The sequence below is a fragment of the Aliikangiella maris genome (genome assembly GCF_040719265.1).
Lineage (GTDB): Bacteria > Pseudomonadota > Gammaproteobacteria > Enterobacterales > Kangiellaceae > Aliikangiella > Aliikangiella maris.
This window is the reverse complement of the sequence record NZ_JBFDAH010000039.1, coordinates 1-23,249: the sequence shown is the minus strand read 5'-3', so window position 1 is coordinate 23,249 and position 23,249 is coordinate 1. Positions and strand designations below refer to the sequence as shown.

The 23,249-nt window shown below is 37.7% G+C and carries 21 protein-coding genes; 12 read left to right on the top strand and 9 right to left on the bottom strand.

Features of this window, described 5'->3' with window-relative positions:
- Positions 1 to 170 precede the first annotated feature (170 nt).
- The 4 genes from ABVT42_RS20660 to ABVT42_RS20645 all read left to right on the top strand — a co-directional run bounded on the left by ABVT42_RS20660 (position 171) and on the right by ABVT42_RS20645 (position 4,588).
- A complete protein-coding gene (locus ABVT42_RS20660; RefSeq protein WP_367024347.1) occupies positions 171 to 1,250 on the top strand; it encodes a bifunctional transcriptional activator/DNA repair enzyme AdaA in 1,080 nt (359 codons plus the stop codon).
- Positions 1,251 to 1,434: 184 nt separating this feature from the next.
- Positions 1,435 to 2,316: a DMT family transporter gene (locus ABVT42_RS20655; protein WP_353897821.1), complete on the top strand. Its 882-nt coding sequence runs from the start codon at positions 1,435 to 1,437 to the stop codon at positions 2,314 to 2,316.
- A gap of 292 nt (positions 2,317 to 2,608) precedes the next feature.
- The gene (locus ABVT42_RS20650; RefSeq protein WP_353897822.1) at positions 2,609 to 3,529 is read left to right on the top strand and encodes an MBL fold metallo-hydrolase; all 921 of its coding nucleotides are present in this window, start codon (positions 2,609 to 2,611) and stop codon (positions 3,527 to 3,529) included.
- Between the two features lie 306 nt (positions 3,530 to 3,835).
- A complete protein-coding gene (locus ABVT42_RS20645) occupies positions 3,836 to 4,588 on the top strand; it encodes an alpha/beta hydrolase (protein ID WP_353897823.1) in 753 nt (250 codons plus the stop codon).
- 137 nt (positions 4,589 to 4,725) lie between these two features.
- On the opposite strand, the gene ABVT42_RS20640 is transcribed toward ABVT42_RS20645, so the two are convergent.
- The 3 genes from ABVT42_RS20640 to ABVT42_RS20630 all read right to left on the bottom strand — a co-directional run bounded on the left by ABVT42_RS20640 (position 4,726) and on the right by ABVT42_RS20630 (position 7,607).
- Complete coding sequence (locus ABVT42_RS20640) at positions 4,726 to 5,487, bottom strand: ABC transporter permease (protein ID WP_353897824.1); 762 nt, start codon at positions 5,485 to 5,487, stop codon at positions 4,726 to 4,728.
- Positions 5,484 to 6,410 (bottom strand): ABC transporter ATP-binding protein, encoded by a 927-nt coding sequence (locus ABVT42_RS20635; protein ID WP_353897825.1) that lies wholly within the window; start codon positions 6,408 to 6,410, stop codon positions 5,484 to 5,486. Before ABVT42_RS20635 ends, ABVT42_RS20640 begins: the two co-directional genes overlap by 4 nt.
- A 114-nt stretch (positions 6,411 to 6,524) precedes the next feature.
- On the bottom strand, positions 6,525 to 7,607 hold the full coding sequence (locus ABVT42_RS20630) for a PA0069 family radical SAM protein (protein ID WP_353897826.1): 1,083 nt from the start codon (positions 7,605 to 7,607) through the stop codon (positions 6,525 to 6,527).
- 340 nt (positions 7,608 to 7,947) lie between these two features.
- Between ABVT42_RS20630 and ABVT42_RS20625 the strand changes: the two genes are divergently transcribed.
- Together ABVT42_RS20625 and ABVT42_RS20620 are read left to right on the top strand one after the other, a co-directional pair.
- The gene (locus tag ABVT42_RS20625) at positions 7,948 to 8,604 is read left to right on the top strand and encodes a helix-turn-helix domain-containing protein (RefSeq protein ID WP_353897827.1); all 657 of its coding nucleotides are present in this window, start codon (positions 7,948 to 7,950) and stop codon (positions 8,602 to 8,604) included.
- A 230-nt stretch (positions 8,605 to 8,834) separates the two neighbouring features.
- Positions 8,835 to 10,634 (top strand): putative bifunctional diguanylate cyclase/phosphodiesterase, encoded by a 1,800-nt coding sequence (locus tag ABVT42_RS20620; RefSeq protein ID WP_353897828.1) that lies wholly within the window; start codon positions 8,835 to 8,837, stop codon positions 10,632 to 10,634.
- Positions 10,635 to 10,649: 15 nt separating this feature from the next.
- Here ABVT42_RS20620 and ABVT42_RS20615 read toward each other — a convergent pair whose 3' ends face one another.
- A complete protein-coding gene (locus tag ABVT42_RS20615; protein WP_353897829.1) occupies positions 10,650 to 11,627 on the bottom strand; it encodes a flagellar protein MotY in 978 nt (325 codons plus the stop codon).
- Positions 11,628 to 11,864: 237 nt separating this feature from the next.
- Here ABVT42_RS20615 and rnt point away from each other — a divergent pair, with 237 nt between their 5' ends.
- Positions 11,865 to 12,473, top strand: coding sequence for a ribonuclease T (gene rnt, locus ABVT42_RS20610; protein WP_353897840.1), 609 nt, complete (start codon positions 11,865 to 11,867; stop codon positions 12,471 to 12,473).
- A 51-nt stretch (positions 12,474 to 12,524) separates the two neighbouring features.
- On the opposite strand, the gene ABVT42_RS20605 is transcribed toward rnt, so the two are convergent.
- The 3 genes from ABVT42_RS20605 to flgA form a co-directional block, all read right to left on the bottom strand.
- Complete coding sequence (locus tag ABVT42_RS20605) at positions 12,525 to 13,031, bottom strand: flagella synthesis protein FlgN (protein ID WP_353897830.1); 507 nt, start codon at positions 13,029 to 13,031, stop codon at positions 12,525 to 12,527.
- A gap of 518 nt (positions 13,032 to 13,549) precedes the next feature.
- Complete coding sequence (flgM, locus tag ABVT42_RS20600; protein WP_367024344.1) at positions 13,550 to 13,864, bottom strand: flagellar biosynthesis anti-sigma factor FlgM; 315 nt, start codon at positions 13,862 to 13,864, stop codon at positions 13,550 to 13,552.
- A 9-nt stretch (positions 13,865 to 13,873) separates the two neighbouring features.
- Positions 13,874 to 14,641, bottom strand: a complete 768-nt coding sequence (gene flgA / locus ABVT42_RS20595; RefSeq protein ID WP_353897832.1) for a flagellar basal body P-ring formation chaperone FlgA — start codon at positions 14,639 to 14,641, stop codon at positions 13,874 to 13,876.
- 182 nt (positions 14,642 to 14,823) lie between these two features.
- On the opposite strand from flgA, the gene ABVT42_RS20590 reads away from it, so the two are divergent.
- Complete coding sequence (locus tag ABVT42_RS20590) at positions 14,824 to 15,750, top strand: chemotaxis protein (RefSeq protein ID WP_353897833.1); 927 nt, start codon at positions 14,824 to 14,826, stop codon at positions 15,748 to 15,750.
- Between the two features lie 17 nt (positions 15,751 to 15,767).
- The gene (locus ABVT42_RS20585; protein ID WP_353897834.1) at positions 15,768 to 16,568 is read left to right on the top strand and encodes a CheR family methyltransferase; all 801 of its coding nucleotides are present in this window, start codon (positions 15,768 to 15,770) and stop codon (positions 16,566 to 16,568) included.
- A gap of 105 nt (positions 16,569 to 16,673) precedes the next feature.
- Here ABVT42_RS20585 and ABVT42_RS20580 read toward each other — a convergent pair whose 3' ends face one another.
- On the bottom strand, positions 16,674 to 18,614 hold the full coding sequence (locus tag ABVT42_RS20580) for a tetratricopeptide repeat-containing diguanylate cyclase (protein WP_353897835.1): 1,941 nt from the start codon (positions 18,612 to 18,614) through the stop codon (positions 16,674 to 16,676).
- A gap of 147 nt (positions 18,615 to 18,761) precedes the next feature.
- Here ABVT42_RS20580 and ABVT42_RS20575 point away from each other — a divergent pair, with 147 nt between their 5' ends.
- Positions 18,762 to 20,522 (top strand): monovalent cation:proton antiporter-2 (CPA2) family protein, encoded by a 1,761-nt coding sequence (locus ABVT42_RS20575; protein ID WP_353897836.1) that lies wholly within the window; start codon positions 18,762 to 18,764, stop codon positions 20,520 to 20,522.
- Between the two features lie 222 nt (positions 20,523 to 20,744).
- Here the strand turns inward: ABVT42_RS20575 and ABVT42_RS20570 are convergent, their stop codons facing one another.
- Positions 20,745 to 21,005 carry a phage integrase N-terminal SAM-like domain-containing protein gene (locus ABVT42_RS20570; RefSeq protein ID WP_353897837.1) on the bottom strand — a complete coding sequence of 87 codons (261 nt, stop codon included), beginning with the start codon at positions 21,003 to 21,005 and terminating at the stop codon, positions 20,745 to 20,747.
- A 288-nt stretch (positions 21,006 to 21,293) separates the two neighbouring features.
- Between ABVT42_RS20570 and ABVT42_RS20565 the strand changes: the two genes are divergently transcribed.
- A complete protein-coding gene (locus ABVT42_RS20565) occupies positions 21,294 to 21,689 on the top strand; it encodes a hypothetical protein (protein ID WP_353897838.1) in 396 nt (131 codons plus the stop codon).
- Between the two features lie 580 nt (positions 21,690 to 22,269).
- Positions 22,270 to 23,079: a TIR domain-containing protein gene (locus tag ABVT42_RS20560; protein WP_353897839.1), complete on the top strand. Its 810-nt coding sequence runs from the start codon at positions 22,270 to 22,272 to the stop codon at positions 23,077 to 23,079.
- Positions 23,080 to 23,249: the final 170 nt, after the last annotated feature.

Here is a 23,249-nt window from a genome sequence, read left to right as displayed (position 1 = left end):
TTAATCGCCTGACGAGATTTGTTGCGTTAAACTCAATGATAAAAGCGCTTCAACGTGCATTTCCTTGAGAGAAAATTGATGAGTTTTTCTTTTTTCAGGGACGACTACTTAAGCAAGAAGATGTACTATCAGGAGTACATTTTGTACTGGAGCGAACGGAGTATTACCGTATGACCATATCATTACCGCAAGTAAAAACGATGTATCGTGCCGTAGTGAATAAAGATAGTCGGTTTGAAGGCATTTTTGTTTTTGCGGTAAAAACCACGGGTATTTTTTGTCGGCCAACTTGTCGAGCCAAAACGCCCAAAATGGTTAATGTTGAATATTTTGCAACGGCCAAACAAGCAGTTGCCCAAGGATTTCGACCTTGTAAAATTTGTCAGCCAACAAAGTCGGCAGGTGAAATACCTGATTGGATTAAACCATTACTCGAACAAATTAAATTATCAACTAGTACTGAGCAACCTAATTTGAGATTGACCGATGAGTCAATTCAAAAAATGGGTATTGATCCGGCTAGAGTACGGCGCTGGTTTAAACAAAATTATGGGGTAACTTTTCAATGTTATTTGCGAGAACAACGCTTGGATTTTGCAGCACAAAAAATAACAAATCGTGCTCAGGTTACCAGCACTGCTTTTGAGTCGGGTTACGAATCATTAAGTGGATTTCATCAAGCTTTTAAAAAGCAGTTTGGTCAAAGCCCAGGTACTAATCAGTTTCAACATACCATTACGATTGCCTACCTGCCAACACCGTTAGGTGTTATGATAGCTGGGACCTCTGAGCAAGGTATTTGTTTGTTAGAATTTGCCGACCGAATCAGATTGCAAATACAAATTGAGCGCTTGGCAAAATTATTTAAGTCACGTTTTGTTTTAGGCACTCACCCATTTATCGAACAACTGTCAACAGAATTACACCAATATTTTTGTGGACAGCAAAAGCGTTTTTCGGTGCCGCTGGATTTGCCCGGAACTGTATTTCAAAGAGAAGTTTGGCAAGCATTAATTGATGTGCCTTACGGTCAGTCGCGTAGTTATCAGCAGCAAGCCGCTGTGATTGAACGGCCAAAAGCGGTGAGAGCTGTAGCGAAAGCAAATGCTGATAATCGGATTGCAATTGTTATTCCGTGTCATCGTATACTTGGCAAAGATGGTAAATTGACAGGCTATGCTGGTGGACTTTGGCGCAAACAGCGATTGCTAGAATTAGAAGCTGGAAAAATTAAATTAATTTCGTCCTGAAATTATTAACAATTTGACGACGCGTTATTCTGGCGTCACTCAAGCAAATTAAAATAGAGATTTAAGTACTAATTAATTGAGATTTAATTTTGTGGGTAGCGCTTCCTTGAAGCTAAGAAAGTATAGCCGCTGATTAATATCGACTTGGTTGTGATTGAAAGTTTTGAGTTGGAGTAAATAATTAATGAAATTCAGGGATATTATTGACTTGACTTTGCTTGCCGCAATTTGGGGCGCTTCGTTTTTATTTATGCGAGTTGCGGCACCTGAGTTTGGTGCAATTCCATTAATTTTTACACGTATTTTGATAGCCGTGCTATTTTTGTTGCCGATTGTTATTTATCGGAAGAAGCAATTAATCGTCACTGAAAATATTGCTGACTTTGCGCTTTTGGGCTTGCTGAATTCAGCAATGCCATTTACGTTGCTGGCTTATGCAACGCTTTATCTAACTGCTGGATTTACTTCAATTATCAATGCAACAACGCCTATATTTGCGACAATTATTGCAGTAATCTGGGGGCGATATCAATTAACCCGCATGACTACATTTGGACTCATTGTTGGTGTTAGTGGGGTTGTAATGCTGGTTTGGGGAAAAGTCTCGTTTGACTTGAGTGATTCTAGTGGTGCTATTATTGCTGGACTTTTGGCAGCTGCGTGTTATGGAATGACTGCTAACTTTGCCAAACAGCGCTTGTCACATATTCATCCGCTAAGCTTATCTTTTGGTAGCCTGTTAGCATCGACATTATTATTAATGCCGCTGGCGATTTATTTTTGGCCTAATCAAACGCCATCTCTGCTAAGCTGGATTAATGTTATTGTGTTAGGCATAGTCTGTACCGGATTAGCCCAAATTATGTACTTTCGACTATTAAGGCGAATCGGACCGACCAATTCCACCACCGTTACTTTTTTAATTCCAATTTTTGGTGTTATTTGGGGGGCTATTTTTCTTGCGGAAATACTGACTTTGGAAACGCTATTGGCATCGAGTGTTATTTTATTAGGTACAGGTTTTTCTACGGGAATTTTGTCATTTCCTCGGCCTTTAAAAAAGTAAAACCAAGCCAGTAATCAATGCATAAACCTGTACCCGATGAATCGTTATCGATAGGTTGAATTTTTCAAATCGGATTGATTTTTAAACTGACTACTTTACACTGATAACTTTAGAATGGAATAAAAGTACTTGTTTACTCATCATAATTATTGCACAAAAAGGTAAATGGTGAATAGGATTGGTAAAGGTACAAATCATTCAAGCTAATATTACCGCTAACGATAACTTGTCGCGTAGATAGATTGTTCATACAAATAACGAAAACGAAACTCATAACTACGGAGAATGATACATGCTTATAATTATTCGGCAAATAGTAAGTTTTTTATTGTTTATCGCTTGCGCTCAATTCTCCATCGCCCATGAACTAACTGCAACAGCGCGTTATTTGGCTAACGAAGGCATTATTGTGCAAAGTGGAAAACATAAAATATTATTTGATCCCTTTTTTCATAATAACTATCAAATTTATACCCTAGTACCCGAAAAAATCAAGCAAGCGGTAATGAATAACCAGCCGCCCTATGATAACGTCAGTGCCATTTTTATCAGTCATGCCCATGAAGATCACTTTGATGCCAAAGCCGTGAGTGTTTACTTGAAAAAATATTCACACGTTAAACTATTTGCACCTTCACAAGCTGTATCTATGTTACAGAAAACGGCTAACTATCAAGCGATTAAAACACAAATCACATCGGTTGATTTAGCATTTGGTGATGCCCCAACTAATTATGTTGCAGATGAATTGAATGTACATGCACTAAGAATTCCACACGCTGGATGGCCCGGTCGAGCCAATGTGCAAAACCTACTCTTTTTTGTTGCATTAGATAAGGGAGTCAGGATTGTTCATATGGGCGACGCTGATCCGGATAAGCAACATTATCGACCTTTTCAAACATTTTTTGACAGTATACCAACGGATACTGCCTTTCCACCATACTGGTTTGGTTTAAGTGAAGAGGGACTCGAAATCGTACAACAAATCATCAAGGCACAACAAATTATTGGTATTCATGTCCCTCAGCTGGTTCCGGCTCAATTACATGCGGGTCCGATTGATTATTTTTCTGTACCTGGAGAATCACGAAAGCTTCTGTTTAAGCGTTCTGCTAATTCAACCGACACTCAATCAACCGAGACTCAATCAACCGAGACTCATGCTCCAATATCAGTTGATACGGATAAATCAGCGAATCAATCAAAATAAAAAATAACGAAATAAAAACTAATGGAGTAAAAAGTAGCGTATTGTCCTAAGGGCGAAAAGTCAGTTTCACTAGATAGTACAAAAATATTTAAATGATCAATGTCGCCTATAACAATGTGATTTAAAGTCTTGCCATTTGTTAAATAATTCGTAACAGATAAAAAAAATTGATTACACTTGTTGATATTGCAAGTGTGATCATGAGTGATTGATTGCATTGATAATTGGTTGTATTGGTGTTTATCGTTATGCTAGGGTTATTGATAAACTTAATACTTAAATTTTATGCTGATTTATGGGCGCCCTATGAAATTATTAGTGGTTGTAATTATTTTTTATTTGGCAATTTGTGCTTTACTCTACTTGTTTCAGCGTCAACTGTTGTATTTTCCAACGTCAAAAATTCAACATTCGTTTGCTGAAACGTTATTAAAATCAGGGCAAGATGTTGTCAAACTGATTACTGTGAATCCAGAACGTCAACAGGCATTAATTTATTTTGGCGGTAATGCTGAAGTCGTTGCGCAAAGTGCTGGAGAATTGCAAACGCAATTAGCCGATGTGACAGTATATTTACTAAACTATCGTGGCTATGGTGGTAGTACTGGCATGGTAAGCGAAAAACATAACTATCATGATGCGCTTGCCGTATATGATTATATTAAGAATAAGCATAAACAAATTCATGTTTTAGGACGAAGTTTAGGGAGTGGTGTGGCTACCTATCTGGCGACACAAAGAAATATTGAGAAACTGATTTTAATAACGCCTTTCGACAGTATTGAAAATGTAGCACAAGAAAAATTTCCTTTTTTCCCAGTAAAATTTTTATTACGTGACAAATATCGGTCTAATGAACGGGCTAAAAATATTCATAAACCGGTATTGATTATTGCTGCTGAGCAAGATGAAGTGATTCCTCGAGAAAGAACCGAAGCTTTGGCCAGTGAGTTTTCTGAGCAGCAGTTAAGCTATGTTGTTATCCCAGAAGCGATGCACAATGATATCTCGGATCATGACGCATATTATCGAAATTTATCAGAATTTATTAAAAATTAACTTGGTCGTTCAAAACAATGATGAGTCAATGATGTATCTTTGGCTCACCATTGTAAAAGTGATTTTATAAATACGGATTAAACTTATTATTTAAAACTTAAAACTTAAAACTTAGAACTTAGAGCTTCAAGCTAGCCTTATTGGCGTAGTCGATAACCGGTTTTAAATATCCACCAGATAATACCCAAGCAAATTAACATAAACATAAATGTCATACCGACACTGATTTCAACTTCAACATCTGCTACATCGTAAAAGCTCCAGCGAAAGCCATTGATTAAATAAACAACCGGGTTAAACAAAGTAATTTTTTGCCATAGTGGTGGTAGCATACTAATCGAGTAAAAGCTGCCGCCAAGAAATGTAAGTGGCGTAATGACCATTAACGGGATAACTTGTAATTTTTGAAAGTTGTCAGCCCAAATTCCAATAATAAACCCAAACAGGCTAAAGGTTATTGCGGTTAAAACCAGAAAGCCAATCATCCAAAAAGGATGAGCAATATGATAATCAACAAAAAATCTTGCGGTTAATAAAATTAATAACCCAAGAATGATAGATTTACTCGCTGCCGCACCAACATAGCCCAAGACAATTTCAACAAAAGAAATCGGCGCCGATAAAACTTCGTAAATGGTACCAGAGAATTTAGGGAAAAATATTCCAAATGAGGCATTAGAAATACTTTCACTGAGAAGTGCCAACATAACAAGACCGGGAATAATAAATGCACCGTAACTGATACCATTAATATCACCCATTCTTGAACCAATTGCTGCACCAAAAACAATAAAATAAAGTGAAGTAGACAAAACTGGCGAGGCAATGCTTTGCATTAATGTGCGTGCAGTACGCGCCATTTCGAACTTATAGATGGCTTTTATGGCGTAAAAATTCATGTATTTGACCTGACGAGATTAACAAAAATATCTTCGAGTGAATTTTGGGTGGAGTTAAGATCTTTAAAATCGATACCGTGTCGACTAAGCTGTTTTAATAGTTCGGCAATACCCGTGTGTTCACTTTGTGTATCAAAAGTATAAGTTAATTCTTGACCATGATTATTCAGACTCAAGGGTAAATGACTTAGTTCATTCGGAATTGCAGCAATGGGGGTTTGCAGGTGTAAGGTTAACTGACGTTTACCTAACTGACGCATAAGTTGTTCTTTTTCTTCAACCAGAATGATCTCACCTTTATTTATTACGCCTATTCTGTCAGCCATTTCTTCGGCTTCTTCAATATAGTGAGTGGTCAGAATAATCGTTGCGCCTTGGTCGCGAAGTTGCCTGACCATTTCCCACATATCTCGGCGTAATTCAACATCAACACCTGCCGTTGGTTCATCTAAAAATAAAATACTGGGTTCGTGCGAGAGTGCTTTGGCAATCATCACGCGCCGTTTCATTCCACCTGAAAGTGCCATCATTCGCGAATTCTTTTTATCCCATAGCGATAATTGCTTTAATAAGGATTCAATGTAAGCGGGGTTATCTGGTTTACCAAATAAACCACGACTGAATGTGACAGTGGCTTTAACACTTTCGAAGGCTTCTGTCGTTAACTCTTGTGGTACTAGGCCAATTTTTTCACGTGCCTGACGAAAGAATTTTTGAATGTCATGACCGTCGGCAATAATTTGCCCTGAAGTTGGATTAACAATACCGCAAATAGAACCAATTAATGTGGTTTTTCCCGCACCATTAGGTCCAAGCAGGGCAAAAATTTCACCTCGTTTAATATCGAGATTAATATTTTTAAGCGCTTGGAAACCTGAGTCATAAGTTTTATTTAAGTTTTTTATTGAAATTATTGAGCTCATATTGCCCCTGTAATCAACAACCGGAATGATTGGGAGAAATGTTAGTATATCAACTTTAAAATCAGATGAAATAATTGATTGATACAATAACCTTTGTTGTCATTAGTTAAGTCATTAAAATAATTTTAACTGCTGATCATTTCCTTTTGAAAAAAGCTCAGTATTTAGCTGGCTTGGTGCTTCGCGTGTATGGATTAAACGCAGTTTTTTACAGCTGAGTTCAAATCGTTGTTTGATAGTATCGGCAAATATGCCTTCTCCTGTCATTCTGCTACCAAACTGATTGGAATTAAGTTGACCTTTTCTTAATTCATTTAGATAGTTTAGGACTTTTTGTTTACGCAGTGGGTAATGACGTTCTAGCCAACGTATAAAAATGGTTTGCACCTCATGTGGCAACCTAAGCATGATGTAGGCCGCATTTTTTGCGCCGTTCTCTTTGGCTGCGGTTAAAATTGATTCAATTTCACAATCATTAATGGCTGGTATTATAGGGGCCACCAATACAGAAACCGGTACACCGCAGTCTGATAATTTGGAGATGATGGATAGCCGAGTAGATGGAGAAGCGGCACGCGGCTCTAAAATGGTTTTTAATGAGTTATCTAAGGTTGTCAGACTTATACCAACTGAAACCAGATTATTTTGGGCTAGTAGTGCAAGAATGTCCAAATCGCGAATAATTCCCTGTCCTTTGGTGATCAGGTGAACAGGGTGATTATATTTGAGTAGGGTTTCCAGTAAACTGCGGGTAAGACGGAGTTTTTTTTCAATAGGTTGATAGGCATCGGTATTGGCGCCAATGGTAATGGGTTTACATTGATACGAGCGACTGCGAAGTTTTTTCTCGAGTAGTTCAACCGCATTTTCTTTGTAGATTATTTTTGATTCAAAATCATATCCCGGTGAAAGATCCCAATAGGCGTGGCTCGGTCTTGCATAGCAATATACGCAACCATGTTCACAGCCTCGATAAGGATTAATACTTTGTTCAAATGGTACATCGGGAGATTGATTAACCGAAATTATCGATTTGGATCGTTCTTTGATCAGTTCAGTAATATCTGAAGACTGATCGTTTTCATGCCACCAGTTGTCGGTAATTGGAATTTTAGTTAAACGAGAAAATCGGTGATCAATATTCTCAATGGTTGCCCGGGACTTGTTAACTTTGCCAGTGATTAGGTCTCTACTCATCAATGATTGCTCAGCTGCCTGACTGTTCTATGAAAATGATACGCTAAGTTTGGGTATATTGCTACTTATATAAGTAGTTGTTTATATGATGAATAGTGGTAATTGTTGGATTAAGAGAAATCTACACGTTTTTGAGATATCAAAAAAGTTATTTTAATATCTTTAATGATAATATTAATTAGTATAAGATAGCCGCCAAACTAAGTCATTAATATAATAATTAAAATAAAAACAATAATAATCAAAGTCTTAGATATTTAAAAAGTGAAATGGATTATTCTGGCATTATTAATGCTTTATGGGGCTGTACTAAATTTTAAAATTAGGAAGATTGGGGAAAATGGAACAAAAATCTGGAAATTACCTACTTGTCAACCTGGATGAAGTTATCGACCAAATTAAGGACCCTTCACCAGATAACACTAACAAACAATCAATTTATTTGCTGAATATCAAGCCTTTAGCGCTAGATAAACGATTATTACCTGACCTGTTGCAACAACTCCAAAATATTTCAGCAACAGAGGCTGATGGGCAATCGAATATTGATAATCTGCTATTAAATATTAAAAGCTCTGAATTGATACATCAGTTAATTAATGATGTTAATAGAGAAAATGAAGCGAGCTTTAGCGCAGAAGCACGTGGCGATTTACTCAGCGATCAATATGCCAATTTTATGGCAGCGGTTGATAATGTACTGAAAGATATGTACGCCAGTACTGAGCTTAAAGTAAAAGATCTGGCTAAAAAGCTGGCAATTAGTGAGCGTCAATTCAACCGTAAACTCAAAGTGATTATGGATATGACGCCGACGGAATACATTCGTTTTTATCGATTAAAAAAGTCTAAATCGCTTTTACTAGAAGGACAGCGTATCAATACCGTAGCGTTTGCTGTTGGATTTTCTTCACTCAGTTATTTTTGTCGTTGTTTTAAAATTGAGTTTGGTCTTTCCCCTTCAGAGTTTATTTATCAAGCCAAACGCATGGGTTAGCAGCTTTGCCCATGCGAGGTGCAAACTTATTCAGGCCTGATAATTTTGCTTATCTTTGCTCAAATCGCGTGAGTCATCACTGAGTGTCTTTTTTGTTTATTCAATATTTGAATTATTTGTTATCAGAATGATCATTTTTTATTGATATCAACTATGCTTGTTTTATCACCACCCAATTTATTTCTTAAATAATCAAACTTCACAAATAACTAATGGGTGTGGGAGTTCTTGTGCGACTAAAAGATAAACTGACTTTAGTTTATATTCCATTCATTCTGTTAATTATCTTGACTCAAGTGGCTGTTGTGTTGGGTTATTTTCTATTTTTTGCAAACCCACAAAATCTGACCATTACTGATTTGGTGATTAATAATCAACTGATATTAGTCTTATTGGTTGTTATGAATTTGATCACTTTGGGGGGATTCATTTGGGTATATCGAATTCGATTGCAGCGCTTACTGGTGTTAAAACTTGAGTATCTCAACCAGTTTATTCGAGATTTTGCCAAAGCGGATCCCATTCCCATAGATGGATTAATCCCTGAAACAGATGAAATAGAACAGTTATTAGAGTCTGTGTTGGTAATGCGCAATAATTATGCGATTCAAAAAAAATCACTGGAAAAACTGGCTTATTTTGATCGACTGACAGGATTACCTAATAAAGAGTTTTTAATTAAGGAACTGGCGCCCGTACTCGATAGAGCCAAACGCAAAAGTGAGCTGGTTGCGATTCTGCATTTAGAGCTGCGTAATTTTCGAGAGATTAATGAAAATTTAGGGAGTGAATTTGGAGATAAATTAATTAAAGTCATGGGTAAAAAACTTGAGAAAATTATTCGGGCGGGGGATATCATCAAGCACAACCAAATTAATGAAGATATCCATCAACTGAATACACTTGGTGATGAAAGTGAAATGGTTAATCTCACCATGGTTGCGCGAATAATTGGGGTTGAATTTGTATTTGTATTAATTGATATTGAAAAAACTGAAAACGCGCTTCGTATTGCCAATCGAATTATCGATCGAATTACAACGCCCTTTATTATTGAGCAGCATCATATTAAATTGAATGGCAATATTGGTATAGCCATGTATCCGCAAGATGGTGATGAACCCGAAGTATTATTTAAACATGCAAATTTTGCGTTAAAAGAAGCCAATAAGCAGGGAGCTAACCAGGTTGAGTATTTTACACGTGAAATGAATGTTCATGCTTTACATAAAGCAGAGATTGAAAAAAATCTAAAGTTAGGGCTTGAAAGTGAGCAATTCATTGTTCAATTTCAACCTCGCGTCAATATTCATACTGGGGAGTTAGTGGCTTTTGAAGCGCTTCTCCGCTGGCAAAGCCCAGGAGCGGGTTTGATTCCTGCGGCTGAATTTATGGGGGTTGCAGAAGAAACCAATTTAATTTGCGAAATTGGAAACTGGATTTTTGATCAAGTCTGTCATGCCTTGGCTCAGTGGCGAAATGCTGGATATCATTCAATCAGAGCTTCAATCAATATTTCGGCAACCCAACTTTTTAATGAAGGAATGCTTGAGTTGGTAGAAAATTATTTACAACTTTATGGATTAGCTGCGGAAAATTTGGAGTTTGAAATTACAGAAGGCTGTGTCATTAAAGATGAAAAATTGGCGATACAAATACTCGAAAAATTGAGTCATCTTGGCGTTAAAATTTCACTTGATGAGTTTGGTCATGACTACTCTTCACTTAAAATATTACAAGCGATACCGTTAAATATTTTAAAAATTGATCGCAAATTTATTATGGATGAGTATCAAGAAAAAGGTGGGCGTCAGCTACTACAATCAATTATTGCCATAGCTAAAGGATTTGATATTCAAACGGTTGCTTGTGGTGTCGAAGAACAATATCAAGTTGATTTTTTTAAAGAGTCTGATTGTGATTTTATACAGGGGTTTTACTTCTCAAGGCCAATAGCGGCCAATAAAGTTATTGCCTTTGTGAATGATTGGTACAACGACCTTGAAACAGACGCAAAGCTGCGTTTTTAGTTGTTTTTATGTACATTACTGTTGGGCTATTCGAATATAGACTCGGCGATTTAACGCGCGACCTTTTTTACTACGATTGGTTGCTGCAGGTTTAAGTTCTCCATTGGCTAGTAGTTTAAAACGATCATCAGTAACTCCCTCAAGTTGAAGTATTTTTTTAACGGCATTTGCTCTATTTTCTGACAGCTTAAAGTTGTAGCTGCGTGAACCTTTGCTATCGGTATGTGCGCTGATAATGACGACTTCAATGCTGGGATCATATTTAACGTAGGCTGCGAGTGCTTGCAACTTTTCTTGATAGTTTTTGCGAATGGTAAATCGATCAAAGTCAAAGTATAGCGTCAAACGACTTACTTGTTCTAAATCAAAATTAATGAGCTGTGCCATACAACCTAAAAATTTTTCATAAGCGGGTTTAAAGCGAACGGAAGAAAGGGCAACTGATACCTGAGCATCTTGTTGGTTTAAATCCTGATAGCTAAATGTAGGATAGCGACCCGACTCTAATTCATATAATAGTCGCCAGCTGCTGGTTGCGCGATTTTCAAAAATAAAAGGCCCCGGTGTTATCTTAATCTCTCCTAATTCGCGACTGGGAATATCTGGTCGCCAGGTGGGGGCAATAGCATGAACAGAGGCCGTTTTAGTGGGTAACTGTTGATGACGTAAATAGCTTAAAGAAAATCCGAGCTGCTGCTTGCTGCCTGCTGATTTAGAGAACATTGCTTGACCATAATACGGGATTTCATGCGACAGCCGACAAGAAAGCGGATTACCTTCAAACTGCCAGTTAGCATCATGAATATCGGCTTCAAAATATTTTAAGCCCGCAAAAACCGGTGTACTAAAAGATATCAATATGAAAATTGTTAGCGCACCTAAAAAATTGAAATGCGTGTGTAACAACCATGGTGCATGCCAAACCAGGTTGGTACGTTGCTGCGCTTGAAGGTCGCCGGCGTTGCTTTTCCGATAATCTATCAGATATCTCATTTAACTGTTCCCAATTTGTTCTAAGCTTTATATCGGCATTGAAAATACCGACTTAAATATTTTGAACAAAATTTTAATTTTATATAGTTGTTGTTTTTCAATAAGTTACTAATTTATTCAGGTGGTAGTTGGTTATATGGCCTACTGGTGATAGAATCGCAAAGAATTAAAAAAATAAGATTCCCGTATGACAACTTTCAGCTTCAATTATCTTAAGGATATTCACTCATGACCATGATGAGTCGCCGGTTCAGAGGTTTTTTTCCTGTTGTAATCGATATTGAAACCGCCGGATTTAATGCCAGCACTGATGCATTACTCGAAATAGCTGCCGTCACTCTTCAGTTTGATGGACAAGGTAATTTAAAACCCGCAAGCCGTTTACATTTTCATGTGCATCCGTTTGAAGGAGCCAATATTGAACAAGCTTCTCTTGACTTCAACGGTATCGATCCAACCAATCCATTACGTGGCGCCGTGTCCGAAAAAGAAGCCTTAAGTCAAATATTTTCACAGGTGCGTACTGAACAAAAAGCGGCAGAGTGTCAGCGTAGTGTATTAGTTGGTCATAATCCGGGATTTGATATGGGATTTTTAGTTGCAGCAACCAATCGTGTGGCTTCTAAGCGGAACCCATTTCATCCCTTTACAACATTTGATACGGCAACCTTGTCGGGACTGGCTTTAGGTCAGACTGTATTGGCCAAGGCATGCGAAGCTGCAAAAATTGACTTTGATAGTCAGCAGGCACATTCGGCACTTTATGATACAGAAAAAACGGCAGAACTTTTTTGCTTTATTGTCAATCGTTGGAAAAAGTTGGGCGGTTGGCCTCTAGGTGACTGAAATACCATTTGGCCAATAAATTTACCAGATAATATCGAACAAAAATTTAGCTTAGGCTGAAATTGAATTACTGAAATGACGAACTGTTGTTCGATCTCCTTGAGAATTATATAAATTATTATCAGGATCAATCCCTCTAATAATATTAAAAACTCGGCGACTCGATGCACTGATTAATTCTATCAATCGGGCATTCACCTCATTTTTTAAACAGCACTTTTCAACTAACTGCATCAGATTGGACCAGTTTTGGCTGAGCGATGGATGATTCTGACAATAATTTTTCAGTCCCGATAAGCTGGTAATTTGCAGTCCCTTGTGATCGATAAAAGGGGGAAACTTTTGTCCGTTTATTTTCTTTATGATGGCATTTTTATCGGCAATTACTTGTTTGAGTGTATTAAAGTCACGTTTTTCCAAAGCAGCTTGTTCACTGTTTAAAACATCAAACAGCGCCTGATAATCTTGTAGCCAGCTATTCATAACCGCAAGACATAATTGCTCAATGTGTTGCGGGGCAGGGCTACTGATTTGAATGGTTGCACGTTGTGTGGTCATAATGTTTTTCCTGGTATTTTCACTGATTTTCCACTTTTAAATTAACTGTCAGTGTTAATCAGCTGGCATCAACTTATTTTCGATACTAGCGTTTATTGCCGGTAGACAATGAAATAGCGTCTTTTTTATCGGCTGTTAATAATTAATTAGCAAAGTGCATACCAGGTTTTAAATTGTTGTCTATGACTGTACTTAATGAATTTGAAACTGAGTGCATTCAAAACTGAGTGCATTCAAATAGTGATTAATCGGTTGATTTAGGGTGGCGATTACCTGTCGCTTTGCGGTAATTCAAAGACAAAATAATAATAGGTCTTGCATAGATTATCAGTTAAATCGTACTTAACCATAATTCATTTATCTTGCAACCAACAAAGTGAAACTGCGATAACAATCGTTCAATGATTTGCGCGAATGCGAATCGGTAGTTTACCCTGTGCATGGTTATAAATGTATTATGGACAACAGATTTATGAAACAATCGATTTATGGAGCAATCGATTTATCGAACAAAGGAATTAGTAGCCATAATAATTACTTTCAAAATCGAGCATTTTATCGGCAACGCGTTCATATTCGATTTCATACTTTCCGGTGGTCACTTTTTCTTTTACGGGAGCAATGCGGTTTTGATCGGCGGCTGGCCAGCTTTTCATTTGAGCAACGAGCTGATTAATTTGGCTGGCCTTGTTTAAACTCACAGAATCGTCGGTATCTATTGCATCAGACATACCGCTGGCGCTAGTTGCGTCGGTTGTGGTCTTTTTCTTGGTTTTATCGGCTTTACCAAGATTGGCTTTTGTTTGTCCGGGAACCAGACTTTTAATATCCATTACCATCGTTTAATTTGACCCTGTAATATTGACGCTCAGTTGATTTTTGCCTGTCACTTGCGCACTAAATGTTTGCATTGACTTGGCATTTCTGATCTGAGCAGTTTCACCTAAAATGGCATCACTCAACGCGACTCCTTCCACCGAAATACTAAAAAATTCATTATCTGCACTGACAGAAACCGTTTCTCCCCGACATACCAGGCAAAGACTGTCCTGATAAATAATACTTCCTTTACGCATCATCCGACGAGGATTGGCACTTAGTATTTTGTCCTTATTTAACAGTGGCTGGCGCTGGTGATGAGGAGTTTTAACTTTTTGCAGTTGAATATCCTGCATTGTCAGTAACTCGCCGGGTGACACTCGGTGTGTTACGACCCACGCCATCTGGTATTGAGTAATGGTTGCTGGAATAATAATTTTCCAGGCAACTGGCGATTGGCAATGAACAGCTACGCTGGTTTTTCCTCGGTGGCGTACACCTTGAGGCAGAAAAATATCCAGTGGTTGCTCACACTTTACCAATCTCAGTCTGGAATCAATTGCTCCAACTTCAATCTCAACATTGGGGTTATCGGCAGCAAGCGGCATTTCCTCAAGGAATTTTTTTGCCGCATTTTGAATTTCTTCAATCGATTGGATATTCGACGAGGTTGCGTTAGTCATAAAAGGTATAAAAATGAGTAAACAAAAATAAAGAGTTGAAATCAACTGCTTAATAATCAAGCCCTTTTTAATGCAAACGGTGGAATTGGAATTGTTAATTAATTTCATGATTTTCCTGTTGTTTTTCGAATCTTGACTATACTTATTGCATCACACTAAGGGTTTTGGTCGTTAATTAATCGTTAAGGCATTTTATCCAGTCTTACTTTTCGGATTAAAAATCTTTAACTCTCAATAAGCAATTACTGTGCCGTAGTCCTTTTATATGTTTTTATTCAGGTGGGTTTGAAATGTCGAGTATTCTTGATTCTGTTAATCAGCGCACTCAGATGGTCGGTCAAAATCGATTGGAGTTGTTGCTATTTAAATTACGCGGTAAACAGGTTTACGGTATCAATGTTTTTAAGGTACGCGAAGTTTTGCAGTGTCCTGAACTGACAGAATTACCACAACGTAATCCTGTTGTACGAGGCGTTGCACACATTCGTGGGGCGACGATTTCGGTAATTGATTTAAGTTTGGCTGTAGGCGGACCTTCGTTAGGTGATGTCTCACAGTGCTTTGTTGTGATTGCAGAATATAATCGAAAAGTGCAGGGCTTTTTAGTTAAGTCGGTTGAACGAATCGTCAATATGAATTGGAGTGATATTCATCCACCGCCCAAAGGTGCTGGTAAGTCAAGTTATTTGACTGCGGTAACTGATATTGATGGAGAAATTGTTGAAATTATTGACGTGGAAAAAGTTCTGGCTGAAATTACACCGAATGATGCAATGGTTAGTCAGGATTTGGTTGATAAAAATGCAGGTAAAGCACCTAAAGATCGCGTCGTGTTAATCGCTGATGATTCGGCGGTTGCCAGAGGACAAATAAAACGCACGATCGAACAGCTTGGTTTTAAAACCAAAATGTGTAAAGACGGAAGAGAAGCATTGGATTTTCTGGAAGGCATTGTAAATGATGGAAAGAGACTCGATGATGAGGTATTGTTACTGATTTCTGATATTGAAATGCCTGAAATGGATGGTTATACATTAACAGCAGAAATACGGGCAAATGAAAAGCTCAGTCATATGTGGGTTATGTTACATACTTCGCTGAGTGGTGTGTTTAATGAAGCGATGGTGCAAAAAGTTGGCGCCAATGATTTTATTCCCAAATTTAATCCAGATGAACTGGCCGAAGCCGTGCAAAAGCGGATGGACTTAGAAGATTAACAGTAAGATCCTGATTCATGGAAATATCGACAGTAGATTATGAAAGATTCAAGATTATTCTTGAGAAACAAAGCGGCATATTATTAGGTGATAATAAGCAATATTTGGTTGTCAGTCGATTAAGTAATTTTATTCAGGAAAAAGGACTCACTTCAATGGCGAGTCTATTGGATAAAATTAATAGTATTCAAGGCAGTGTGCTATTAAAAGAAGTTGTTGATCGAATGACGACCAATGAAACGCTGTGGTTTCGTGACACTTATCCGTTTGAATATTTGCGTTCGCACATTGTACCTGAAATGCGTAATACTAGTTTCAATTTACGCATATGGTGTGCGGCTTGTTCAACCGGGCAAGAGCCTTTTTCCATTGCTATGCAACTGGAAGATACAACGATTAACAGTGAAATTATTGCTACTGACTTATCCGACAGAGTGCTTAAAAAGGCTCGAATTGGTGTATATCAGCAAATAGAATTAAATCGGGGAATGCCTCGAGATAAACTAATGCGATTTTTTACGCCACTAGATAATGGCGATTGGCAGGTTAATAGCAAGCTCCGTAATAAAGTTAACTTTCGACCATTAAACTTGCTCAGTACGCCTTACGGTGTGGGCAAGTTTGATGTAATATTTTGCCGTAATGTTTTAATTTATTTTTCTGGCGAAAATAAAACTAAAGTTATTAACGGATTGATTGACTGCTTAAAGCCTGGTGGTTACTTATTCTTGGGAGCATCAGAATCTCTTACACGAGATTCAAAACCTTTGACCATGATACGCTGTAATCCCGGATTAGTTTACAAAAAAGAAGAATAAAGTGTATTGTTGAATGTCGAGTGCTACTGAACATAGTGTACTGTTGAACAACGAGTACTGTTGAACAACGAGTACTGCTGAATGAAGCGCTACTGAGTTAAAATATTAAGCGACATTAATCTGTAAGTGATGGCTTTTTGCTGACACAACAATTTTATTTCTTCCCGAGTTTTTTGCTTCATATAATGCTTCATCAGCATTTTTAGTCATGGCTGTTATTGTGGCGGCGTTATCATGATAGTTAGTGACTCCGACACTAAAGGTTAGCGGATAGTCAATTGGCGGTATGGTTTTTTCGCGAAAGTCAGCTTGAATTCGACTAATAATGTCTACGGTTTCATGAATGGTGGTATGTGGAAAAGCCAGTAGCCATTCTTCGCCACCAACTCGCCCCATTAAGTCGGATGCGCGTAAGTTTTGCTTGCAAATTTTTGCAAAAGCAATGAGTACTTTATCCCCCGTTTCATGACCAAAATTATCATTTATTTTTTTAAAATAATCTAAATCAATAATCGCGATAGTGAGTGAGTGTTGGTAGCGTTGTGCTCGACTGATTTCATCTTCTAGTTTTTGTAATACATCTCTGCGGTTTGAACTGCCTGTCAGCTCGTCAGTGAGCGCCAGTTTAGCCAGCTTTTTCTGTACTTTCCGTTGTTGAACTGCATGATGTAGCAGATAGATTACCGATAAAATAAATAGGCTAATCATGGCTAAAAAAAGGTGTTGTTGTGTTTTGTGTTGTTTTATTTCAATTGCCTGTGATTCTTCTTTTTGTTTGAGCAATGTGTTTTCATTTTCCTGTCGCGAAATTTCAAATGCATAAAGTAGTTGATTTAAGTCTTTTTCGGAACTGTTTTGATAAATTTCATGCTGAATTTGTATCCATTCCTTTAACTGAAAGTAAGCTTTTTTCCACTCGACTTTTTTTTCAAAAATATTAGATTTCGCTTTGTATATTTGGGAAATGGAGTACTGATCTTCGATTTTAAAAGCTTTTTCTTCAATTTCGTTAATCAGTGTTAAAGCTTGTTCATATTTTCTTTGTTTGTAATAAATATTGGCAATTGCAATTCCGGCCAAAACTTGTCTATCGATGTAGTTTTTATCGAACGCTTCCTGATAAAGTTCTAAGTAGGTTTTAAGTGCCGCTTCGATGTTACCTTTTAATTCATCCATATAGGCAATTTTGCCTTTTAAATAATGCATGTTTTTAATATTTTTGTAGGCTGTTGCCAGTGTTAAAGCCTCTTTATAATATTTTTCAGCACTATCAAATTTTCTTTCACTTTCATAAAAATAAGCTTTGCTCATATAAATTAGCGACAGATCATGAAATTGATTTTTACCGGTCAAAGTAGCAATTGCACGCTCCACATTGGCATGTGCTTCTTCAATGTTATTCATATTATTATTCATATGTGCCATACGCATCAGAATAATGCGCTTATATCGAACTAAATCGATTGTCTCAGCAACCGTGAAAGCTTTAATGTATAATTCAGCCGCTTGAGAGTAATTTCTTTGAGCAATGAGGCTATCGGCGTAAAATAACAGGTAAAGGACTTCAATATAGGTTGCTTCGTAGCGCTTTGCGCAATCAACAATATCGGCAATTAAATTATTATCTTCGTCAAGTGCATTATTTGAAGAGAGAACCCGATATTTCACCAGTTTAAAATGACATTGAAATTCGGCGAGTTCCAATTTGCTTGACAGGGTGATTGCCTGGTTAATTGGTTGGGTTAAGTTGATATCGGGTGAAAGCTCTAACTTGGCCATAATGAGACTATTCAAGGTATTGATACGCTCAATATCTTTTTGTGGTTGTTGCAGTTGTTGTTCTGATTGCTCAATGAGTTTAATTGGATCACTATCTAAGCGAATAGAGTGATGGGGCGTAATTTCGCTGTTATCCTTTGCCTGTAAACTACCGACAAATAAGAATAGTATAAAAATCCCCAATAATAGGAAATAACCAAATATCTGTAGATTGTCTGCGCGTTCGACAATGGATAAATACTTGACTGGGGAATATTGTAATTGCACTCGTTGACCTCTAACCCAAATTGTCAATTAAGAGTATAGTACAAGCCTAAATATTCGAAAATAATCGATACCGATAGGTTTAAATCAGTTTAAATAAGCAACTTTGCAGAGTGAGCGCATGGTTGAACTCTTCTTAAGGGGAAAATCATGGACATACAAGGTCCATTTGGTGTTTTACTTTTCTTTTTAATTGCAGCTGTCTTTGCAGTACCGCTGTTTCGCAGACTTAAGTTAGGCGCGATTTTGGGGTATCTGGTGGCGGGCATCGTCATTGGCCCAGCAGGTATCGATTTGGTTTCAAATCCACAGGATATTTTGCATTTTTCCGAAATTGGTGTGGTGTTATTGCTCTTTGTCATTGGTCTGGAACTCAGCCCCGATAAGCTGTGGTCAATGAAACAGCATATTGCAGGATTGGGTATCACCCAAATTGGACTATCTGCGTTAATTGTTGGTATTGTGGTGTATGCTTTTCATCCAATGATGAATTATGCCATTATTATTGGTTTAGCTCTTGCCTTGTCATCAACAGCATTTGCGATACAACTCATGTCTGAGCGAGGCATTTTGGCATCGCGCTGTGGTCGCCGAGGGTTTGCCATCTTATTGATGCAGGATTTGGCCGTTATTCCGGTATTATTGCTGGTTGAGTCAATGGCAACAAGCCCCGTGAGTTTGAGTAAACCCTGGTGGTATGGTGTTATTGCCACGGTCGCTTTGTTATTCGTTGGCCGATTTATGATTAATCCGTTGCTCAAAATGGTTGCGCGTTATGGTAGCCGTGAAAGTATGACTGCTTCCAGTTTATTGATTGTCGCTGGCGCAGCATTTTTAATGTATGCGGCAGGGCTTTCGATGGGGATGGGGGCATTTGTGGCGGGTATTATGCTGGCTAACTCAAGCTTCAGACATCAACTTGAAAGTGATATTGAGCCATTTAAAGGACTTACTTTGGGATTATTTTTTATCTCGATTGGAATGACCCTTGATCTCCAATTATTTTTACAAAACCCTGTGGTTTTACTCGGTTATGCGCTTCTCCTTATGGGCGTAAAAAGTTTGATTATTGGCGGGTTGTTCAAATGGATAGGAATCGATTGGCGGCAAGGTTTACCTGTTGCTTTTATGCTAAGTCAAGGCGGAGAGTTTGCTTTTGTTGTGATGTCTCAAGCCGAATTAACTGGTTCATTAAGTTCTGAGCTGGCTCAGCAGGTTAATTTGGTAGTCGGATTATCAATGGCATTAACGACACCGCTAGTTGGTTTAATAGGGTTAATGTTTCGTGTTGAAGATAACAATAAAGTTGATACAGCAACACCAGAAATCGATGAAACACCCGAGGTGTTAATTTTAGGGTTTGGTCGTTTTGGGCAAGCGACAGGTCGAATTTTAGCGGCTAACTCAATTCCTTTTACTGCATTAGATAAAGATGCCGCGCATATAGACTTTGTTAAACAGTTTGGCAACAAAGTGTATTTTGGTGAAGCAGGGCGTTTGGAAGTATTGCAAGCCGCCGGAATTGATAAAGTAAAAGTGGCTTTGGTCGCAACTGACCGCACAGAAGTCACCGAAAATATTACACGTATGTTAGTCAAGCATTATCCACACATTAAAATTATTGCTCGTGCACGTAATCGAGCCAGTTACTGGGCATTACGTTCTATTGGCGCACATCAGGTTATTCGCGAAGTGTTTAAAGGCAGTGTTGAAGCAGCCAGTTCAACCCTACATGCGCTCGGTTTTAGTATGGGGGAGGCACTTAGAAAAGCGGATGAATTTGAATCTCACGATAACGCCATGCTGGAGCATTCTTATGAACACCGTGATGATTTAGAAAAGCTCATTGAAATTGGACGTAAAGGACGCTCAGATTTAGAGCGTTTGTTCAAGCAAGATCAAGTTAGTTAGTTGCCTGTTGAATTAAGTCGAGAGTAATACTGTTTAGTTCATCTATGTCTTGTATGGCGACTACCTGTTATATCGATGCCTGTTATATCAATACTCGAGTATATCAATACTTGAGTATATCAAATTTGAAGCTGGCAACTATTGATAGAATTGATATGAATTGTCTTTTTAATATCGTTAAATTATTCGAGTTTTTTTTAGCATCAATTGTCTTTTTGCATATTAAAAAAATAAGCAAAGTGAAAAACCATTCACCAAGAATGAATGGTTGTATTTAACGCTAGCTTTCAAAATAACGGGTAAATAAGTAAGAAAACTGTTGACCGCATTATCACTCATTTCTATAGGGTGTCGTAATTGATGATAATGAATAAACTGCTTAATCCAGTAAACATAATTTCTTTCGGTATAAAGCGAATAGTTGAGTGTTCGAATGATGGCTCTAACTTGTGTCATAAACCTAGGTTTGTGTGGCTCTTTCACTATATTCTCTCCTTGAATTGCCTTAAATATATACTACTCGCATAAGTAGCTTTTTATCAAGGGTTTGTGTTTACTACGCTTTGTAATTGGTAAGTGGTTGATTTAAAAAATAAACACAAATGACGCCTGTATTTATATGCAGTAAAGCGGAGTAATAACGCTTGAAAATTATCTTCTCCACTGTAAAATATTGATATTAAAGATAACTTGAAATCAGTAAAAGCTCGCTTGAAGATTAACGAGATTTACTGCATTCAATCAGCTGTTATGTGTCATAAGGAAATATCAATGAAAATGATCATAGGGGTAATCGTATTAGCTTTATTTTCTTCTCTAGCTAATTCTGGTGAAATTAATGCTATAGAGAAAAAGCAAAGAAAACTAGTATCTCGATTTTATGAAGCACTAGAAATGATGCCAAATAGATGTCCTGTATCAGTAAGAAATAAATATCTAAAATCAGTTAAAGAGTTCGAAATAGCATTTCCAGATTTTATATCATTAGTTAGTAAATCAAAATATAAGTCATATGCAATCAGTAAGTATTCTAATAAATCCCCAATAGACGAAAATACATGCTTGTATTTTAAAGAAGCGTTAGACGTTCATATGAATACAGAAAAAGGAAAAAAGGAAATGGAGAAAAACACAAATATCATGCGTAATAATAGTGAAATCACATAACAAGTCGGTCAAGCTGACCCGTAACACGTTTCGCCTTTTGTGGTGCCGTTACACTCTACCACAAAAGCCGTCTCGCATTACGGCCAGCTTACCTGGGCGTTAGCACACTGAAGAATAAAAGGGAGTTTGATTGATATGAAGAAAACAATAGCCTTAGCAGTGANCACACTGAAGAATAAAAGGGAGTTTGATTGATATGAAGAAAACAATAGCCTTAGCAGTGATGGGATTACTTCTGTTCGTATTTGCAATGGGTTCATCTTTTACCTATAACTGTTTTCACTGTGAGCTTTCTTCAACGCATAGCCTAGCTTCGGTAATCTCTGCTATTTTCTCGATGTTTTTTTTGAGTTTGGTATTTGTTAGATTGTTTAAAAATTTAGGGTTAATTCAACTAAATTCATATTCTATTGAGTCGATAGTGCCAGATGACCCATGGAAATATTATGTGGTTCCACAACATAAACCAATTTATATTTCTCCTACAATGGATTTGCTGCTATAAGGTGCTAACAAGAAAATGAAAATAGAAACAAGAAAAAGGTTCTATTTATTTGAGCGTTAAGTTCAAAGGGAAGTTATGAGCAAAACATCAAAAGTAATCGATGAATTAATTGAACAAGGTGAAGCCTTTACCTTTAAAAATTTTTGCTCAGGAGTTTCGGAGTATGGATACCCAAATGCATACTCTGAGGAGTGGATAGTTTGGCAATCTAGAGCCAAGACATTCATTAATGCAAAGTTTGGAGAAGGCTCTGTCCCCGCTCAAACCCTAGAGCGGGGTCTTGGAATCAGAGTATTAGGCAATGGCCAAGAAAAATTCTCAAATGCTAAAACCTTGATCCTAAGTGCATTAAAGGCAGCTCGAGCTAGTATTGCTGATGAAGTACTACCCGAGATAGGCGCAATAGAAGTTAGCGCTGAAGGTGTTCCTAGATCAAACAAGGTATTTGTTGTACACGGGCACAATGAGAAAGCTAAGCATGAATTGGAGATATTTCTTACGGAATTAGGTCTTGAGCCGGTTGTCCTTCATAGGCAAGCAGATGAAGGAAAAACCATCATCGAAAAATTCGAGAAACACAGTGACGTGGGATATGCATTCATTTTACTAACTCCTGATGAGGTTGCCTATTTGTCCGCTGAGGCAGAGTTGCCGGAAGGCGAGAGAAAATTAGAATTTCGGGCAAGACCAAATGTGATATTTGAATTTGGCTACTTTGTTGGAAAGCTTGGCCGTTCGAGGGTTTGCTGCCTACATACGGGTGCAGTGTCGTTACCTAGCGATGTAAATGGTTTGGTATATAAATCATTCACAAATAGCGTCGAAGAAAGCGGATACGCAATAATCAAAGAACTCAAGGCTGCTGGTTATAATGTCGCGGTATGAACTTAACAAGCGGCTGCTAGGGACTGCATTACGCTGCGCTCCATGCAGCCCCAGAGCCAGGCGTTAACTCAAAATAACTACGAACCAAAAAAGGAGTAAAATTATGTTTCCAAAAGAGTTTTATTTAATACCCGAAGAAATATTCCGAATGGGAAATTCCAGTAGTTCTA

Excerpts from the sequence above, each read along its gene's own strand:
- ABVT42_RS20660 (WP_367024347.1), top strand. The coding sequence starts at position 171 with ATGACCATATCATTACCGCAAGTAAAAACGATGTATCGTGCCGTAGTG.
- ABVT42_RS20655 (WP_353897821.1), top strand. The coding sequence starts at position 1,435 with ATGAAATTCAGGGATATTATTGACTTGACTTTGCTTGCCGCAATTTGG.
- ABVT42_RS20650 (WP_353897822.1), top strand. The coding sequence starts at position 2,609 with ATGCTTATAATTATTCGGCAAATAGTAAGTTTTTTATTGTTTATCGCT.
- ABVT42_RS20645 (WP_353897823.1), top strand. The coding sequence starts at position 3,836 with ATGAAATTATTAGTGGTTGTAATTATTTTTTATTTGGCAATTTGTGCT.
- ABVT42_RS20640 (WP_353897824.1), bottom strand. The coding sequence starts at position 5,487 with ATGAATTTTTACGCCATAAAAGCCATCTATAAGTTCGAAATGGCGCGT.
- ABVT42_RS20635 (WP_353897825.1), bottom strand. The coding sequence starts at position 6,410 with ATGAGCTCAATAATTTCAATAAAAAACTTAAATAAAACTTATGACTCA.
- ABVT42_RS20630 (WP_353897826.1), bottom strand. The coding sequence starts at position 7,607 with ATGAGTAGAGACCTAATCACTGGCAAAGTTAACAAGTCCCGGGCAACC.
- ABVT42_RS20625 (WP_353897827.1), top strand. The coding sequence starts at position 7,948 with ATGGAACAAAAATCTGGAAATTACCTACTTGTCAACCTGGATGAAGTT.
- ABVT42_RS20615 (WP_353897829.1), bottom strand. The coding sequence starts at position 11,627 with ATGAGATATCTGATAGATTATCGGAAAAGCAACGCCGGCGACCTTCAA.
- rnt (WP_353897840.1), top strand. The coding sequence starts at position 11,865 with ATGAGTCGCCGGTTCAGAGGTTTTTTTCCTGTTGTAATCGATATTGAA.
- ABVT42_RS20605 (WP_353897830.1), bottom strand. The coding sequence starts at position 13,031 with ATGACCACACAACGTGCAACCATTCAAATCAGTAGCCCTGCCCCGCAA.
- flgM (WP_367024344.1), bottom strand. The coding sequence starts at position 13,864 with ATGGATATTAAAAGTCTGGTTCCCGGACAAACAAAAGCCAATCTTGGT.
- flgA (WP_353897832.1), bottom strand. The coding sequence starts at position 14,641 with ATGAAATTAATTAACAATTCCAATTCCACCGTTTGCATTAAAAAGGGC.
- ABVT42_RS20590 (WP_353897833.1), top strand. The coding sequence starts at position 14,824 with ATGTCGAGTATTCTTGATTCTGTTAATCAGCGCACTCAGATGGTCGGT.
- ABVT42_RS20585 (WP_353897834.1), top strand. The coding sequence starts at position 15,768 with ATGGAAATATCGACAGTAGATTATGAAAGATTCAAGATTATTCTTGAG.
- ABVT42_RS20575 (WP_353897836.1), top strand. The coding sequence starts at position 18,762 with ATGGACATACAAGGTCCATTTGGTGTTTTACTTTTCTTTTTAATTGCA.
- ABVT42_RS20565 (WP_353897838.1), top strand. The coding sequence starts at position 21,294 with ATGAAAATGATCATAGGGGTAATCGTATTAGCTTTATTTTCTTCTCTA.
- ABVT42_RS20560 (WP_353897839.1), top strand. The coding sequence starts at position 22,270 with ATGAGCAAAACATCAAAAGTAATCGATGAATTAATTGAACAAGGTGAA.